This is a genomic window from Kocuria salsicia (genome assembly GCF_039532055.1).
GTDB lineage: Bacteria > Actinomycetota > Actinomycetes > Actinomycetales > Micrococcaceae > Kocuria > Kocuria salsicia.
Map to the genome: position 1 here is coordinate 60,631 of NZ_BAAARF010000009.1, position 15,461 is coordinate 76,091.

A 15,461-nucleotide genomic window follows, 5' to 3' on the forward strand; every position below is an offset into this window, starting at 1 on the left:
CGCTCCCGCCGAGTGGCGGACGACGACGACGCGGTGGCCGGCTTCTTCCCGGCCACTGCGGCGTCGTCCCCGGCTCAGAACGGCACGCCGCTGCGCAGCGCGATGTTCGCGTACGGGGTGCACTCGCCGGTGCGGACGATGAGTTTGGCCCGGCCGAGCATGGCCTTGAGGGCCTCGTGGGAGACCTCCTGGACAGGGCATTCGAGGCCCGCCCACAGCTGCGACGCCTCGTGGCCCTTCGCCTCAGAGGCGACCGTGGCCCCCTCGACCTCCAGGGCACCCGTGACGGCGGCGTAGACGTCCGAGAACGTGGGCACACCGGCCACGAGGGCGAGGTCCACCACGGTGTCGGAGACCGGCAGGGGCATTCCCGCGTCCACGATGAACGTGAGATCCGTGTGACCCAGCAGGGACAGCCTCCGGTTGAGTTCCGAGTTCAGGATCCCGCGCTTCAGCACGTCGGCCCCTCTGCGATCAGCTCAGGCAGCTCGGCGCCGCGCAGAGGGTAAGAGGACTGCGTCCCGGCGCGTAGCACCGCTCCTGCCGCGAACCTTGCCGCGTACGAGGCCGCCGCGCCCAGGTCCGCCCCCTCGGCCAGCCGTGCCGCGGCGGCACCCACGAAGGCGTCGCCCGCCCCGGTCGTGTCCACGGCCCTCACCCGGGCCGCCGGTGTGGCACGGACTCCGGAGTCATCAGCCACCAGGGCCCCGCGGGCGCCCAGCGTCATGACCACGCTGGGGACACCCGCCGCGAGCAGTGCCACCACGACCTCCTCCTCGCTGGCGCCCTTCGGGTCTCCCCCGAGGATCCGCAGAGCCTCCGCACCCTCGTGCTCGTTCACGATCAGCGGGTCGGCGGCGGTGAGCACGCGGGGGGGCACCTCGATCACAGGAGCAAGGTTCACCACCACGCGCCCCGGGGCGCGTTCCGCAGCCCGGGTCACGGCCTCCGCCGGGATTTCGCCCTGCAGCAGGACGACGCCCTCGAGCCCACCGCGCTCGGCCACCCGGTCGACGTCCTGCGCCGTGATGCTGCCGTTGGCGCCCGGAACCACCACGATGGAGTTCTCCGCCGAGTCCTCCACCCAGATCAGGGCCGTGCCGGTCGGCACGCCCTCGCGGGTGAGGACCGCGGAGAGGTCCACACCGTCGGCCTGGAGGTGGGAGAGCGCGGTGGGTGCGGCGTCGTCGTTCCCCACCGCCCCCACGAAACGGACCGAGGCACCGCCACGAGAGGCGGCAAGCGCCTGGTTCGCACCCTTGCCGCCCGGGGAGGAGAGCAGCGAGGTGCCCAGAAGCGTCTCGCCCCGACCCGGAAGGCGCGGGACCGTGGCGGTGACGTCCACGTTCGTGGACCCCACGACGGTCACGTCCACGGGCCGGGTGGGCCCCAGGAACGGCGAATCGGAGGGAGAGGGGTGCATCAGGACTCCTTGGCCTTGTTCATGAATTCGTCCACGTTCTTGCTCGTCACCGTGGTGACCGCTACGGGGACGCTCTCCTGCAGCGGCTTGCCGTCGATGGCTCGCAGCGCCTGCAGCACCGCCTGGCGGCCGAGCTCAGCGGGGCTCTGAGCGATCGTCCCGGACAGGGTGCCCGCCTTCACCGCCTCGAGCGCGTCCCCGCCGCCGTCGAACCCGATGATCTTCACGTCCTTGCCGGCACGGGACCCCAGGGCCACCGCGGCACCCAGTGCCATCTCGTCGTTGTGGGCGTAGACGGCGTCGATGTCCGGGGCGGCCTGGACCATGTTGGCCATGACGTCCAGCGCCTCCTCACGGTCGAAGTTCGCCGTCTGGGAGGCCACAACCTGCAGCCCGGAATGCTTGCGCAGCTCCTCCAGGAAACCCGCCCCGCGGTCGCGAGTGGCCGAGGCTCCCGGCTGGCCCTCCAGTACGGCGATCCTGCCTGCGCCGCCCAGCAGGCCCGCGAGCAGGGTTGCCGCCTGTCGTCCGCCCGCCACATTGTCGGAGGCGATGAAGCTGCCCGGCGTGCGGTCCGTGATTCCACGATCCACGGCGATCAGGGGAATGCCCTGGTCCATGACCGCGGTGGCGGCCGGTTTCGCAGCGTCGGAGTCCACGGGGTTGACGATCACCGCGCGGGACCCGTTGACCGCCGCGGTGCGCAGCTGGTCGAGCTGGCTTTCGGGATTGTCCTGCGCGTTGACCACCGCGAGGTCGATCCCGGCCGTTCGCGCCGCCTTCTGCGCGCCGTCGCGAAGGTCCGCGAAGAACGGGTTGGACAGCGTGGACAGCGCCAGCGTGACCTTGGGCGCGGAGTCCCCGGAGGCGCAGCCCGTGAGGGCCACCCCGGTAATCCCGGCCAGCGCCAGGCTGATGAAGGTACGCCGTGTCGAGTGCGTCATAGTGTCTGCCTCCTCCGTCACAAGCGGGTGTTCTTGTGGCGGATCACGTCGAAGAGCACGGCCAGGGCGATGACCAGCCCAATCACCACCTGCTGCCAGAACGGCGAGACGTTCAACAGGTTCAGGCCGTTGCGGATCACGGCCAGCACCAGTGCGCCCACGAGTGTGCCGGAGATCCGGCCCACTCCGCCAGACAGGGAGGCCCCACCGATCACGACGGCGGCGATGGCGTCCAGCTCCGCACCCGTGCCGATCGTCGGCTGCACGGAATCCAAGCGCCCCGCGGTGACCATGCCCGCGAGCGCCGCGAACACCCCGGAGAGCAGGAATACGAGCACGACCACGCGCTTGACCGGGATGCCCGAGAGCCGCGCTGCCTCGATGTTGCCGCCCACGGCGTACATGTAGGAACCGGCCACGGTGAAACGCAGGACGAACGCCGCCACCAGACCGGCGAGCACCAGCACCACGATCGGCACGGGGATGGGACCCAGGTCACCGCCCAGAGCGGCAACCTGGCTCGGAGCCTCGACCGGACGACCGTCTGAGATCACCATGGTCAGGCCACGCGCTACGGACATCATCGCGAGGGAGGCGATGAACGCGGGAAGCTTCCCGTACGCCGCGGCGATGCCGGTCACCGCACCTGCGAGGGCACCGACCATCAGACCGGCCACGATGGTCAAGACCTCCGGCAGGCCCCATCCGGCCACCATGGAGGCGGAGGCCATAGCAGACAGCGCCGCCACCGACCCCACGGAGAGGTCGATGCCCGCGGCCACGATCACGAACGTCATGCCGAAGGCCAGGATGGCGATCGTCGCCACCTGCTCCCCCACGTTGACGAGGTTCTGCGCGCTCAGGAACGCAGGCGAGGCAATGGCCATGACCACGGCGAGGACGATCAGCCCGATCAGGGCGCCGTTGTTCGCGGCAAAGTTCTTGAGGTCGAAGCCACGCTGCCTCGAGATCCCGGTTGCAGTACTGTTCATGCTCGTTCTCTCGTCTCTCGTTCCAACGTGTCGATGGCGCGTTCCGCGCTCGCGTCACTGTGCGAATTGGACACGGCCAGTGCCATCACGGCGTCCTCTGTGGCCTCCTGCGCCTCCAGCTCCCCCGTGATCCGCCCCTCGGACATCACCAGGATCCGGTCGGACATCCCCAGCACCTCCGGCAGCTCGGAGGACACCAGCACCACGGCGCCGCCGGCATCCGTGACGTCACGGACCAGCTCGTAGATCTCGACCTTGGCCCCCACGTCCACACCGCGCGTGGGCTCGTCCAGAAGCAGCACGGTGGACCCGGCCACCACCCAGCGAGCGAAGACCACCTTCTGCTGGTTGCCCCCGGAGAGGTCCCGCACGTGCTGGTCCACGTCCCGCATGCGCACCCGCAGCTTCTGCGCCACGTCCTGCGCACGACGCCGCTGGCCCGCCCGGTCCACCAGCCCGGCCTTGGCCGTGCGGCCCAGCGTGGCGTAGCCGATGTTGTGCTTGACGGGGGCGTCCAGCACGAGGCCCTGGTGCTTTCGGTCCTCGGGCACGTGGCCGATGCCCGCGCGTACCGCGGCCCCCACGTCATTGGCGGACAGCTCCTCACCGCAGAGGGTGACGGAGCCGGTGCGCTTCTCAGCGCCGGCGATCGCCCGGACCAGCTCGGTGCGTCCGGCCCCGACCAGTCCTGCCAGACCCACGACCTCTCCGCGGTGGACGGAGAAGCTGGCGTCCTGGACCAGACCACCGGTGGAGACGCCCTCCACGCGCAGCAGCTCCTCGGCGTCGGCGTCCCTGCGGCGGGGCCGCCTGGGGAACTGCTCGCTGAGCTGGCGACCGACCATCAGGCGGATCAGCTCGTCCTCGGACGTGCTCGCCGGCACCTCGGTCACCACGTGTCCGTCCCGCAGGACCACCACGGTGTCCCCCACGCGGGCGAGCTCGTCCAGGTGGTGGCTGATGAAGACCATGCCCACCCCGCGAGCCTTGAGCTCGTCCATGACCGCAAACAGTGCAGCGGACTCGGCCCCGGTCAGGGCGGCCGTGGGCTCGTCGAGGATCAGGATCCGGGCGTCCAGGGACAGTGCCTTGGCCACCTCCACCAGCTGCTGGCGGGCAACGCCCATCTCGCCCAGGTTCGCGGCCGGGTCCAGGTTCATCCCGATCCTCGCCATGGCCTCCCGGGCGGTGCGGGCCAGTTCCTTCCGGTCCACGACCCCGAACCGGCGGGGCTCCCGCCCTAGGGAGATGTTCTGGGCCACACTCATCGTGGGCACCAGGTTGAGCTCCTGATGGATCGTGGCGATGCCCAGGCGCTCTGCGGCTTTAACATCCGGCAGGCTGACCTTCTCCCCCGCCACGTGGATCTCGCCGGCGTCCGGCTGGTAGATGCCGGACATCATCTTGATGAGGGTCGACTTGCCCGCACCGTTCTCACCCAGCAGCACGGTCACCCGCCCCGGGTGAACGTCCACACTGACGTCCTCGATCACGCGGACCGGACCGAACGCCTTGCAGACGTTCACCAGCCGCAGCAGCGGTTCACTCACGAGTCATCGCCTCCTTCCATGGTTGTCGTGCTCTTCTGGAGACCTGCTTCGGCCACGGACCCCCGTTGGATGAACAGCGTCGGTTGCCGCACCGTGCGTTCCTCACCGTCCGCGGGTGGTTCCAGCAGCAGGTTCAGCGCCACCGCCCCCATCGCGGCAATGTCCTGCGCGATCGCCGAGACCGGCGGATCGCACAGTCGGAACGCGTCGAGATCATCGTGTGCCACCACGGAGAGGTCCTGCGGGATCCTGACCCCGCGCTCGTTCAGCGCTGCGAGCGCACCCACAGCCATCGGCCCGTCCGCGATGACCACTGCACTCGGACGTCTTCCCGGAGGCAGGCCCAGCAGACGTGCAACACCCTCTCGACCGGACGCGGGCTGGAAGTCCCCCTCGTGCACCAGGTCCGGATCCGGCGTCGCCCCGGCCGCGTCCAACGCGGCGTCGAAAGCCAGACGCCGCTCCCGCCCCGTGGAGGATGTCGCCGGGCCCGCGATCAGCGCGATGCGCTCGTGGCCCAGTGCCAGCAGCTCGTTCACGGCGTCGGTGAGACCGTTCGTTCCAGGGACAACGGCGGGCACGTCCAGACCCGAGACCATCCGGTCCGCAAGCACCAGAGGGATTCCGCGCTGCACCACGGCGTCGAGCGCCTCCGGTCCCCTGGGGCTGTCGCGGCGGCCCTGGGGCACCACGATCAGACCGTCCACGTTGTGGGACATCAGTAGCCGCAGGGCGGTCTCCTGGGTGTCCAGTCGCTCATCGGACGCTGAGATCAGGGTTACGAGGCCACGCTCCCGCGCATGCATCTCCACACAGTGGGCGAGGTCCCCGAAATGGGGGTTCCTGATGTCCGGGATCAGCAGACCGATCGACGCCGTGCGCGAGCTGCGCAGCGCCCGGGCCTGGACGTTCGGGTGGAAGTCGAGCTGCGCCGCAGCGGCGGTGACCGCCTGGCGGGAGGTGGAGCTCGTGGCGGGGTTTCCCGACAGGACGCGGGACGCCGTGGCCACGGAGACACCCGCCGCCGCCGCGACATCACGCAGGGTGGCCGGGGGCCGAGGTGTGGAGGGCAGCTGCGCCACGCCAAGCTCCTTTGCTCGCGTGTCAGGTGACAGCGTCATGGAAACGTTTCCATGACATCGTGTCCACAGCATGCCACGTACATGTGATCCACGACAACCTCTGCTGTGCGCTGTGACATGGAGTGGCTGAGAGGCAACGCCGTTGTTCGGACGTCAGCGCAAGCCGCAGCCAACGACCGGCAGGACACCCGGGGTGCCGCGGCGTCGTCGTCCCCCTTCCTCTGCCGCCTACTCCACGACCGTGCGCCCGGGCTCCGAGCGGGTGACGTGCAGCGCCACGGCGGCCACCATTCCCACGAGCCCTGCGGCGAGGGTGAGCAGGAAACCGTGCCGGGGCACCGCGGAGAGCACACCGCCCAGGGCGGAGCCGAAGGCGACTCCCAGCACCAGGCAGGTGGTCAGCATGGTCATCACGCTCGCGATCCGGTGGGACGGCGCCACGTGCTCGCCGCGCGTGTAGGCGCTCACGAGCATCGTCCCGACGCCCAGGCCGGTCACCATGAACAGCAGCCCCAGCACCGCGGGCCCGGGAATGCTCAGGAGCACGAGCGCCACGAGCGAGACGAGCATCGCCCCGCCCGCCACGCGGACAGACAGCGGCAGCCGCCGGGGCAGGCGGGAGACCAGCATGCTCGCCAGCGCACTGCCCACGCCCATGCAGCCGTAGATGAGACCCGTGTACCCGGCCGTACCGCGGGCGTCGTTGATGGCGGTCAGCACTGTCTGCGTGGAGCCGAACACGGTCCCCACGCACAGGCACACGAGCATGGGCGGCAGCACAGCGGCCCAGCGGATCCGGGGTGCGGTGCCGTCGGCGACGTCCAGCGTGTGGGTGTCCACGGCGAGTCCGCGGCGGCTGAGCAGGTACACGATGAAGCACCCCTGCCCCAGCACCACCCAGGCCATCAGCACCCCCAGCGCTGGGTTCGGTCCGAGCAGGCCCACCAGCACACCCGCGATCACGGGGCCCAGGATGAACCCCACCTCGTCGCACGCGGTCTCGTAGCCGAGCGCCCTGCTCACAAGTCCCGGTAGCCGACGTCGCCGCGCGATCGCCGACCAGCGCGCCCGCGCGATCGCACCCACCTGCGGGTTCGCGGAACCGATCAGTGCGGCGAAAACGAGCACGAGGGCGGAGGGCCCGTCATGGAGGACCACGAGCAGCAGCGACCCCATGCCGAGAAGCTGCACCACTGTGGCGGCGACGACCACGGGCAGCGGCCCGAACCGGTCCACCAGCCGCCCCACCAGCGGTGCACCGATCGCGGAGCCGAGACCGGCCGCGGCCACGGTGAGCCCGGCGAGCCCGAGACCCAGCCCGGCCCCGCTCACGTAGAGCAGCAGCCCGAGCTGCACGGTCGCGGCGGGCAGGCGCCCGATCAGCGCGGTGACGAGGAACGCCCAGCCGCCCACAGCCGGGAGGGACAGGGACCCGCCCGCCTCAGAGGGGTGGGACGACGTCACGGGGGCGGCAGCGGCGTCGGGCGCCGTGCCGGGCGAGGGGGAGGAAGTCATCAGAGTGCTCCAGGGTAGGGCGAACGCCCGCACACCCGACCACACGCGCGGAGAATCCCCTGGCAACACCACGATGCTACCGGGAGGCCCGCACAAGTCCGCACGCAAAGACAACCACCGCACGTCCAGAAACGAGACTCACATCACATCGAAGGGCAGGATGGCCCCATGACTGAACAGACAAACCCCGCCCGCCACATCGTCGTCGTGGGCGCGGGAACCGCCGGATCCATCGTCGCGGGGCGCGCCGCCGCCGCGGGCCACCGGGTGACGCTGCTCGAGGCCGGCAGCCAGGACACCAACCCCGTCATCACACGGCTCGCCCGCCTGGGAGAGCTGTGGCACGGCCCGGAGGACTGGGACTACTTCACGGTCCCGCAGGAGCACGCGTCTGGCCGCGTCATCCACTGGCCGCGCGGACGGGTCCTCGGCGGCTCTCACGCCCTGAACGCAGCCATCTGGGTGCGCGGCAACCCGCTGGACTACGACGACTGGGCCGCTGCGGGCTGCAATGGCTGGGCCTGGAGCGACGTCGCCCCCGTCTTCGAGGCGCTGGAGGCCTACGACGGCCCCACCACGGACGACGCCGCCGCGGCGCCCCGCGGCACCGACGGTCCCGTTCCCGTGGTGGGCACGTACGAGCTCAGCCCCGTCTTCGACGCGATCATCGCCGCGTCCGAGGCGGTGGGCGTGCCCTTCAACGAGGACTACAACGGGGCCACCCAGGACGGTGTGTCCCAGGAGCAGCTCACCGTCCGGGACGGCAAGCGCGTGACCACGTACATGGCGTACGCGAAGCCGTGGGTGGACAAGGGGGCGATCGAGGTCCACACCGGCGCGGTCGTGGAGCGGCTGGTCATCCGGGACGGGCGCGTGGTCGGCGTCCAGCTTCACGCGGGGACGACCTCCGAGGTGGAGGGCATTTCCGGCGAGCCGCCCACGGCTGGTGAGTCCTCGGACGGCGAGGTGATCGAGGTGGACGAGGTGGTCCTGTGCGCTGGGGCCCTGGACAGCCCCAAGATCCTCATGCGCTCCGGGATCGGCCCGGCCGAGCACCTGCGGGAGGTGGGGATCGAGCCGGTCGTGGACCTGCCCGGCGTAGGGGAGAACCTGCACGACCACCTGCTGGTGCCGGTGATCGCTGAGGCCACCGCGAGGACCATCGAGCACGCCGAGGACGAGATCGCGGTGACCCAGACCCACCTGTTCTGGCGCTCCACGAAGGACCAGGACCGCCCGGACACCCAGCCCATCCACTTCTGCGTGCCCATGTACGACGACTGGATGGAGGGCCCGGGCAACGCCTTCACCCTGCACTCCGGCCTGGTGCGCCCGTACTCGCGCGGGCGGATCACCCTGACCGGGCCCAGCAGCACGGACCCCGCCCGGTACGACCCGAACATCTTCGCCGACCCTCGGGACCGCGAGGCCCTGCGGGCGTCCTTCCGCCAGGCACGCGCGATGCTCGCGACGCCGCCCCTCGCGGACGAGTGGGGTGCGCGGGAGATCTACCCCGGGCCGGAGGTCACGGACGAGGCGTCCGAGGACGCGTACATGGACCGCGCCGTGACGACGTACCACCACCAGGTGGGCACGTGCCGCATGGGACCGGACGAGCTGGCCGTGGTGGATCCCGCCACCCTGGAGGTTCACGGTGTGGCGGGCGTTCGGGTGGTGGACGCCTCGATCATGCCGTCCATTCCCACCGGCAACACGAACGCCCCGTCCGCGCTGATCGGCGAGAAGGGCGCGCGGATGCTCCTGGGCGAGTGACACCGCAGCTCATCCCGTGCAAAAACTGAGCAGATGCTGATTTCGGGGCTGAAATCTGCATCTGCTCAGTTTTTTGCAGCGGTAGGCGCGGCGCTCTACTGCACCGCCGTTGAGCCCACGGGGCGCTTTCGGCCCCTGAACTTCGCCGTCAGCGCCTGGTACGCCTGCCCACGCAGACCGTGGCAAGCATGAAGGTTCCCTTGGACGTCAGCAGGATGCCCGTGACGATGATCGCCCGCGTGCCTCCGCTCAGCGGCGCGAGCTTACCTTTGCGGGTATTCAGCGTTTTCCCACGGTTGCCGTGTCACACCCGGACGCGCGAGTCCGCGAACGGGTAGTCCACGTACCCCTTGGGACCCCCCAGGTAGAAGGTCTCGGGGTCCGGGGTGTTCAGAGCCAGCCCGTCGCGCCAGCGCTCCACGAGGTCCGGGTTGGCGAGGAGCTCGCGGCCCACCATCACGCCGTCTGCCAGGTCCGCGGCCATGATGTGCTCCGCCTCGGCCAGCTCGGTGTACTCGGAAAACCCGCTGTTGAGGTAGAAGACGCCGTCGAACTGCTCGCGCAGCTCGCGGACGAAGGGGCCGTCGATGTCCCGGTGCAGTACGGAGAGGTACGCAAGACCCAACCCGCGCAGGCCGGCGAGCAGCGCGGCGTAGGTGGCGCGGACGTCCTCATGGTCGTCCTCCAGAGCGCCCTGGACGTTGTGCTCCGGCGAGATCCGCAGGCCCACCCGGTCCGCGCCGATCTCCTCGGCGACGGCGCGCACCACCTCGACCACGAAGCGCGCACGGTTCTCCGGCGAGCCGCCATAGGAGTCGGTGCGGTGGTTGGCGGACGGCGCGAGGAACTCGTGGAGGATGTAGCCGTTGGCGCCGTGGACCTCCACGCCGTCGATCCCGGCGTCCACCGCGCGGCGGGCGGCGGCGACGAACTCCTCACGGATCCGGGGCAGCTCGTCCGTCTCCAGCGCGCGAGGAGTGGGCACTGCCTGCTTGCCGCTAGGCACGTGGATGGACTGGTCGATGCCGACGGCGCTCGGCGCCTCGGGCAGCGGACCACCCGTGAGCTCCGGGTGGGAGACGCGCCCGGCGTTCATGACCTGCAAGAACATCACCCCGCCCTTGTCGTGGACGGCCTCCGCCACGCGGGACCACCCGAGGGCCTGCTCGGCCGTCTCGATCCCTGCCTGGCCCCAGAAGCCGCGGCCCGTCACAGCGGGGAACGTCCCCTCGGTGACCACGAGCCCCGCGGAGGCACGCTGCGCGTAGTACTCGACGTTCATATCCTTGGGCACGCCGTCCTCGTCGGAGCGCATACGGGTGAGCGGCGCCATGGCCACGCGGTTCTTCACGTGCACGGCACCCACGGTCATGGGGTCGAAAAGACTGGGCACGGGTTTTCCTCCGTCGGGACGAGGTCTACTGACTGGTCATCAGGGCCAACACGCTTCCCCGCATCACTATTCCCCCGCCCACAGTTCCCCCGGAAAGTTCCCGCGGGAAGCTCGTGGCCTCCGGCACCCACGACGGTGCGGACGACCCGAGACCTGGGCCGCCCGCACCGTCGTGCCTGGTGGGCATCCAGGAGGGGGTCGGCGAGAGAAAACCTGCCCGCAGTCACGCCGAACCCGGCCCGCCCCACCCTGTCGAGTGGTCGCGGGCCCGTCTCCCCGTGGGGCCCGTCGAAGGAACCGGTCATTCCCCTGTTCCTGCAGGCAGGCTCCTGCTCAGCCGTACCACTTCTCCTCCGCGGCGGCCTTGGTGCCGTCCTGGCTGGCGATGTCCAGCCAGTTGTCCACGTACTCCTCCCACACGGTGTCCCCCTGCGGCAGCAGGTAGCCCTTGTCGAAGTGGTCGAAGGGCTTGTCGGGATGCACCGAGCACAGCTCCGGGTGGGTGTGCGCCACCCAGCGCGTCTCGGAGGCGTCCGTGACCATCACGTCCGCCGTGCCGTCCACGATCTGGTCGAAGATCGTGTTGTTGTCCTTGTACTTGGTGACCTGGGCGTCCGGGAAGTTCTTGTCGGCGAACTTCTCGTTGGTCCCGCCCAGCGGGGTGACGACCTTCACCGAGGGCTTGTTGATCTCCGCCACGGTGTCGTACTTCTCCTCCTCGCCGCAGCGCACCACGGGCGTCTTGCCGTCCGGGGAGGTCGTGTCCGAGAAGGCCGCCTTCTGGGCGCGGTCGGTCGTGTAGGAGATGCCGCCCACCGCGATGTCGCAGCTCGCGTCCATGTCCGTGACCACGTTCGCCCAGGAGGTCTGCACGAACTCCACCTCCGCGCCCAGGGACTTCCCCAGGCTGCGGGCCATGTCCACGTCGATCCCGGACCACTCACCGCTCTTCGGGTCCTTGTAGGTGTACGGCCGGTAGTCGCCGGTGGTGCACACCTGAATCCTCCCCTCCCGCTGCACCTCACCGAGGTGCGAGTGCTGGGCCGTGGGTGCCACACCGGCACTCGCGAACGACGACGATGTCGTGCCCTCCTGCCCCTGCGACCCGCACCCCGTGAGCACGGCGGCGATCCCCACGGCCACCGCAGCGGCCGTGATCCCTGCCGGGCGTGACCGTGTGATCATGCGCTTCCTCCCGTGCCTCACGGGGTGCCGGGCGGCAGACCTCAACGGGAGATGACCCTGCTGGCCGCGACCGACTTGAGGCCCTCCACGCCGAACTCCAGGCCGAAGCCGGACTTCTTGATGCCGCCGAAGGGGATGCGCGGGTCCACGGCGCCGTGCTTGTTGATCCACACCGTGCCGGCCTCGAGGCGCTGCGCCACGGCCATGGCGTTGTCCGTGCTGGAGCCCCACACGGAGGCACCGAGCCCCACGTCCAGGCCGTTGGCCATGGCCACGGCCTCGTCCACGTCCGAGTATCGGATGACGGGCAGTGCTGGGCCGAACTGCTCCTGGGTCACCAGGGGGTTGTCGTTGGGCAGGTCCGCGATGATCGTGGTGGGGTAGAAGTAGCCGGGCTGCTCGGCCACCGGGTCTCCGCCCATGAGCACGCGGCCGCCACCCTTCTTGGCGTCCTCCACGAGCCCGGCCACGATGTCGTACTGCTGCTTGTTCTGCAGCGGGCCCAGCACGTTCTGCTCCTCGCGGCCGTTGCCCATGGGCATCTGCCGGGCGACCTCCACGAGGGCCTCGCACACCTCCTCGTAGACGTCCACGTGGACGTACAGCCGCTTGAGCGCCGCGCACGTCTGGCCGGTGTTGATGAACGCGCCCCAGAAGAGGTCCCCGGCCACCGCCCGGGCGTCCACGTCCGGGAGCACGACGCCGGCGTCGTTGCCTCCCAGCTCCAGGGTCAGGCGGGCGAGGCCGTCCGCCGCGGCGCGCATGATGGCCTGACCGGTCTTCGTGGAGCCGGTGAACATGATCTTGTCGACACCCTCGTGGGTGGACAGCGCCTTGCCCACCTCGCCGCCGCCGGGGACCACGCGCAGGACGTCCGCGGGCAGCGCCTGGTTGAGCACGTGCACCAGGCCCACCACGGACAGCGGCGTGTACTCGGAGGGCTTGACCACCACGGTGTTGCCCATGCGCAGCGATGCCGCGACCTGCCACACGGTGATCATCATGGGCCAGTTCCACGGCCCGATGGCCCCCACGACGCCGAGCGGCACGTACTGCATCTCCGCGTACCCGGACTCGTCGTCCACGAGCACCTCGGGCTCCAGCGGGAAGTCCGCGCTGGCACGCAGCCACCCCACGCAGCCGCCCACCTCGAACGCCGCGTTCGGCCCGTTCTTCACGGGCTTGCCCTGCTCGCGGGACAGCAGCTCGGCGAGCGCCTCCGCGTTCGCCTCGACGGCGTCCGCGGCCTTGTGCAGGTACTCGGAGCGCTTCTCGTGGCCCAGCCGCGCCCACTCGGGCTGGGCGGCGCGGGCGGCGGCCACGGCGTCGTCGAGCTCGGCGGTGGTGGACTCGTGGACGGAACCGACCACCTCACCGGTGGCGGGGTCCAGGACCTCGCGGCCGGAGGGATCCGTGATGGCGGAGAGCAGGTCTTGGTAGGTGAACACAGTGACTCCTTCAGACTCGTGGTGGCGCCGGCGAGCGCGGGCAGCTGCCCTCATTGTGCCGTGGATCACGCCCGGGTGCCCGGGCAGACGGACGCTCGGCAGTCAGGAACAAGCGCGGCGCGCTGAGCGACAACAGCCAGCCGCGTGAGCCATCCCACAACCAGTGGACCAATCCACCTGACCTCGGAGCCCCCGTGCCCGGGACCACCACGGCCGCGGCATCTGGCCGCGCGTGGTGGCGCCCGTGATCGCGGCGGTCGCGCTCCTCGTGCTCGCCAACTTCGATCTGCTGATCGGTGTGGAGGCACCGTCCCCGCTGGTGCTCGTGCTGCCGGGGATCATCATCGGCTCCGGCGTTGTGGACCTGATCTGGGGCGAGATCCTGCGCCACACCCGCCCGGACGTCTACGACGCCATGTCCCACGTGGACCAGATCCCCGGGTCCCAGGAGATCCCGGTGGTCCCCGAACGCGCCTGAATTCTCGACGACGACGCCGCCGCGCCAGCTCCCTGGGACCGGCGCTGGGGCGTCGTCGTGCTCCTGCGCTGCTACGAGGCCGCGCGCACGCGGCGGCGGTAGGCGGAGGGCGTCTCCCCGTACTCGGCCTTGAAGACCTTGCTCACGTGGGCGGGGTCCACCAGGCCGTGGCGGGCGCTGATGGTGTGCACCGTGTCGTGGCACTGGGCGGGATCCGCGAGGGCGGTGCGGATCCCGGCCAGGCGCTGCGCCCGGATGTGCGCGGCCACCGTGAGTTCCTGCGCGGCAAAGCGGCTGTGCAGCTGGCGCACGGAGACGTACAGGGCGCGGGCCACGGAGCCCGGTGAGAGCTCCGGGTCCGCCAGGTGGTCGTCGATGTAGGCCGTGGCCTGCTGCACGAGCAGGTCCCCCGCCTGCCCCGGGGCGGGCTCCACAACCTCAGCGGAGAGCACGCTCACGAGCATGTCCAGGGCGGAGCGCACGAGCTTGATGGCGTGCGGGCCGTGCAGCAGGTCCATGTTCTCGGCCAGGTTGCGGAACATGGGAACGGCCACCCGCCCGAGACCCTCGTCCTGGCTCACCCGGTGGGCAGTGACGGTGTCCAGCGGGGCGGGAAGCAGGTGCACCACGGAGCGGGGGAACGTCATGACCATGCTGTGCTGGGGGCCGTCGAAGACCAGCTCGTACGGGCGGTAGGCCACGTACAGACCCAGGCTGCCGGGTGCGAGCACGCAGTCCCGACCGTCCTGGCTCAACCGGGCCTCGCCCTCCAGCTGCAGGCTCAGCTTCAGGTACTCCCCGGCGTCCTGCGCCACGAGGTCCGGGCTGCGGACCACCCGGTGGGCGGTGGTGACCATGTCGAAGAGGTGGACGTCGTCCAGCTCCACCGTGGTGAGGTGCGCGCGGAACGCGGGCTCCACCGGGGCGGTGATGTCCAGGGCTGCGAAGGAGTCGCTGATGATCTCCCGCCACTGCGCCATGGTGAGGTCCTCGAACCGCCCCGACGTGCTGGAGGGACGCTCCCCCGGCGGGCGCCCCCCGGCACCAACCCGCTCCCGTGCCTCCGGCATGACCGCTCCTCTCCGCGCTGCCACGTGCTGTGCCTGCACCGCATCGTACGCGGAGCGGAATCCGGACGGGCATGGCTCTACAGTGTTCACATGTCAGGCCGCCACCCGCACGGTGACGGATCTCCACGGCCTCCGGGCCCACACCGAAGGACGCCCATGTACGCCGATCCGAACGACATGAACGCCATCCGCGAGTTCCTTCACGAGATCCTGCGCAACGACCCCACTCCCCTGCACCTGGGCATCGAGCTGGGCGAGATCGAGCAGGGCCGGGTGAGCATGACACTGAGCATCGAGGACTTCATGGCCAACGGCCACGGCATCTGCCACGGCGGCTACCTCTTCACCCTCGCGGACACGACCCTCGCGTACTGCTGTGCGACCGCCGGTGCGCCCATCGTGACCCGCAACGCCGAGATCACGTTCACGGCCCCCGCCCAGAAGGGCCAGACGGTCACCGCCACGGCCACGCGCCGGGTGAGCTTCGGCAGGAACCAGATCTGCGACGTCGTGCTCGAGGCCGACGGCGCCGTGGTCGCCTACTTCACCGGCCAGGGCACCACCCCGCCAGCCCCGAAGACCCAGGTACAGGCCTAGGGGGAGCTCCA

14 protein-coding genes are annotated in these 15,461 nt (G+C 70.3%); 3 read left to right on the forward strand and 11 right to left on the reverse strand.

Translation table 11 applies throughout. The features are described 5' to 3' along the window. Positions 1 to 74 precede the first annotated feature (74 nt). From rbsD to ABD264_RS08850, 7 genes are all read right to left on the reverse strand, one after another. Positions 75 to 458, reverse strand: a complete 384-nt coding sequence (rbsD, locus tag ABD264_RS08820) for a D-ribose pyranase (protein WP_144942999.1) — start codon at positions 456 to 458, stop codon at positions 75 to 77. After that, positions 452 to 1,423 carry a ribokinase gene (locus ABD264_RS08825; protein WP_144943000.1) on the reverse strand — a complete coding sequence of 324 codons (972 nt, stop codon included), beginning with the start codon at positions 1,421 to 1,423 and terminating at the stop codon, positions 452 to 454. The genes rbsD and ABD264_RS08825 overlap by 7 nt, the downstream gene beginning before the upstream one ends. Next, positions 1,423 to 2,367 carry a substrate-binding domain-containing protein gene (locus tag ABD264_RS08830; protein WP_344205550.1) on the reverse strand — a complete coding sequence of 315 codons (945 nt, stop codon included), beginning with the start codon at positions 2,365 to 2,367 and terminating at the stop codon, positions 1,423 to 1,425. Before ABD264_RS08830 ends, ABD264_RS08825 begins: the two co-directional genes overlap by 1 nt. Before the next feature lie 17 nt (positions 2,368 to 2,384). Then, a complete protein-coding gene (locus ABD264_RS08835; RefSeq protein WP_344205552.1) occupies positions 2,385 to 3,359 on the reverse strand; it encodes an ABC transporter permease in 975 nt (324 codons plus the stop codon). After that, positions 3,356 to 4,909: a sugar ABC transporter ATP-binding protein gene (locus ABD264_RS08840; RefSeq protein WP_144943003.1), complete on the reverse strand. Its 1,554-nt coding sequence runs from the start codon at positions 4,907 to 4,909 to the stop codon at positions 3,356 to 3,358. Before ABD264_RS08840 ends, ABD264_RS08835 begins: the two co-directional genes overlap by 4 nt. Then, entirely contained in the window at positions 4,906 to 6,030 is a 1,125-nt protein-coding gene (locus ABD264_RS08845; protein ID WP_186366743.1) for a LacI family DNA-binding transcriptional regulator, read from the reverse strand. The genes ABD264_RS08840 and ABD264_RS08845 overlap by 4 nt, the downstream gene beginning before the upstream one ends. A 189-nt stretch (positions 6,031 to 6,219) precedes the next feature. Further along, on the reverse strand, positions 6,220 to 7,506 hold the full coding sequence (locus ABD264_RS08850; RefSeq protein WP_144943005.1) for an MFS transporter: 1,287 nt from the start codon (positions 7,504 to 7,506) through the stop codon (positions 6,220 to 6,222). A 168-nt stretch (positions 7,507 to 7,674) separates the two neighbouring features. Here ABD264_RS08850 and ABD264_RS08855 point away from each other — a divergent pair, with 168 nt between their 5' ends. Next, positions 7,675 to 9,279, forward strand: coding sequence for a GMC family oxidoreductase (locus tag ABD264_RS08855; protein ID WP_344205556.1), 1,605 nt, complete (start codon positions 7,675 to 7,677; stop codon positions 9,277 to 9,279). A gap of 304 nt (positions 9,280 to 9,583) precedes the next feature. On the opposite strand, the gene ABD264_RS08860 is transcribed toward ABD264_RS08855, so the two are convergent. The 3 genes from ABD264_RS08860 to ABD264_RS08870 form a co-directional block, all read right to left on the reverse strand. Further along, positions 9,584 to 10,672: an oxidoreductase gene (locus ABD264_RS08860; protein WP_068469683.1), complete on the reverse strand. Its 1,089-nt coding sequence runs from the start codon at positions 10,670 to 10,672 to the stop codon at positions 9,584 to 9,586. Between the two features lie 333 nt (positions 10,673 to 11,005). Continuing rightward, entirely contained in the window at positions 11,006 to 11,857 is an 852-nt protein-coding gene (locus tag ABD264_RS08865; RefSeq protein WP_145011361.1) for a transporter substrate-binding domain-containing protein, read from the reverse strand. A gap of 41 nt (positions 11,858 to 11,898) precedes the next feature. Next, positions 11,899 to 13,305, reverse strand: a complete 1,407-nt coding sequence (locus ABD264_RS08870) for an aldehyde dehydrogenase family protein (protein WP_344205561.1) — start codon at positions 13,303 to 13,305, stop codon at positions 11,899 to 11,901. Between the two features lie 244 nt (positions 13,306 to 13,549). Between ABD264_RS08870 and ABD264_RS08875 the strand changes: the two genes are divergently transcribed. Further along, on the forward strand, positions 13,550 to 13,783 hold the full coding sequence (locus ABD264_RS08875; protein WP_295109346.1) for a hypothetical protein: 234 nt from the start codon (positions 13,550 to 13,552) through the stop codon (positions 13,781 to 13,783). Positions 13,784 to 13,854: 71 nt separating this feature from the next. Here the strand turns inward: ABD264_RS08875 and ABD264_RS08880 are convergent, their stop codons facing one another. Next, entirely contained in the window at positions 13,855 to 14,763 is a 909-nt protein-coding gene (locus tag ABD264_RS08880; RefSeq protein ID WP_425554313.1) for an AraC-like ligand-binding domain-containing protein, read from the reverse strand. 246 nt (positions 14,764 to 15,009) lie between these two features. On the opposite strand from ABD264_RS08880, the gene ABD264_RS08885 reads away from it, so the two are divergent. Next, entirely contained in the window at positions 15,010 to 15,450 is a 441-nt protein-coding gene (locus tag ABD264_RS08885; protein WP_144943011.1) for a PaaI family thioesterase, read from the forward strand. Positions 15,451 to 15,461: the final 11 nt, after the last annotated feature.

Excerpts from the sequence above, each read along its gene's own strand:
- ABD264_RS08825 (WP_144943000.1), bottom strand. The coding sequence starts at position 1,423 with ATGCACCCCTCTCCCTCCGATTCGCCGTTCCTGGGGCCCACCCGGCCC.
- ABD264_RS08830 (WP_344205550.1), bottom strand. The coding sequence starts at position 2,367 with ATGACGCACTCGACACGGCGTACCTTCATCAGCCTGGCGCTGGCCGGG.
- ABD264_RS08835 (WP_344205552.1), bottom strand. The coding sequence starts at position 3,359 with ATGAACAGTACTGCAACCGGGATCTCGAGGCAGCGTGGCTTCGACCTC.
- ABD264_RS08845 (WP_186366743.1), bottom strand. The coding sequence starts at position 6,030 with ATGACGCTGTCACCTGACACGCGAGCAAAGGAGCTTGGCGTGGCGCAG.
- ABD264_RS08850 (WP_144943005.1), bottom strand. The coding sequence starts at position 7,506 with ATGACTTCCTCCCCCTCGCCCGGCACGGCGCCCGACGCCGCTGCCGCC.
- ABD264_RS08855 (WP_344205556.1), top strand. The coding sequence starts at position 7,675 with ATGACTGAACAGACAAACCCCGCCCGCCACATCGTCGTCGTGGGCGCG.
- ABD264_RS08865 (WP_145011361.1), bottom strand. The coding sequence starts at position 11,857 with ATGATCACACGGTCACGCCCGGCAGGGATCACGGCCGCTGCGGTGGCC.
- ABD264_RS08880 (WP_425554313.1), bottom strand. The coding sequence starts at position 14,763 with ATGGCGCAGTGGCGGGAGATCATCAGCGACTCCTTCGCAGCCCTGGAC.
- ABD264_RS08885 (WP_144943011.1), top strand. The coding sequence starts at position 15,010 with ATGTACGCCGATCCGAACGACATGAACGCCATCCGCGAGTTCCTTCAC.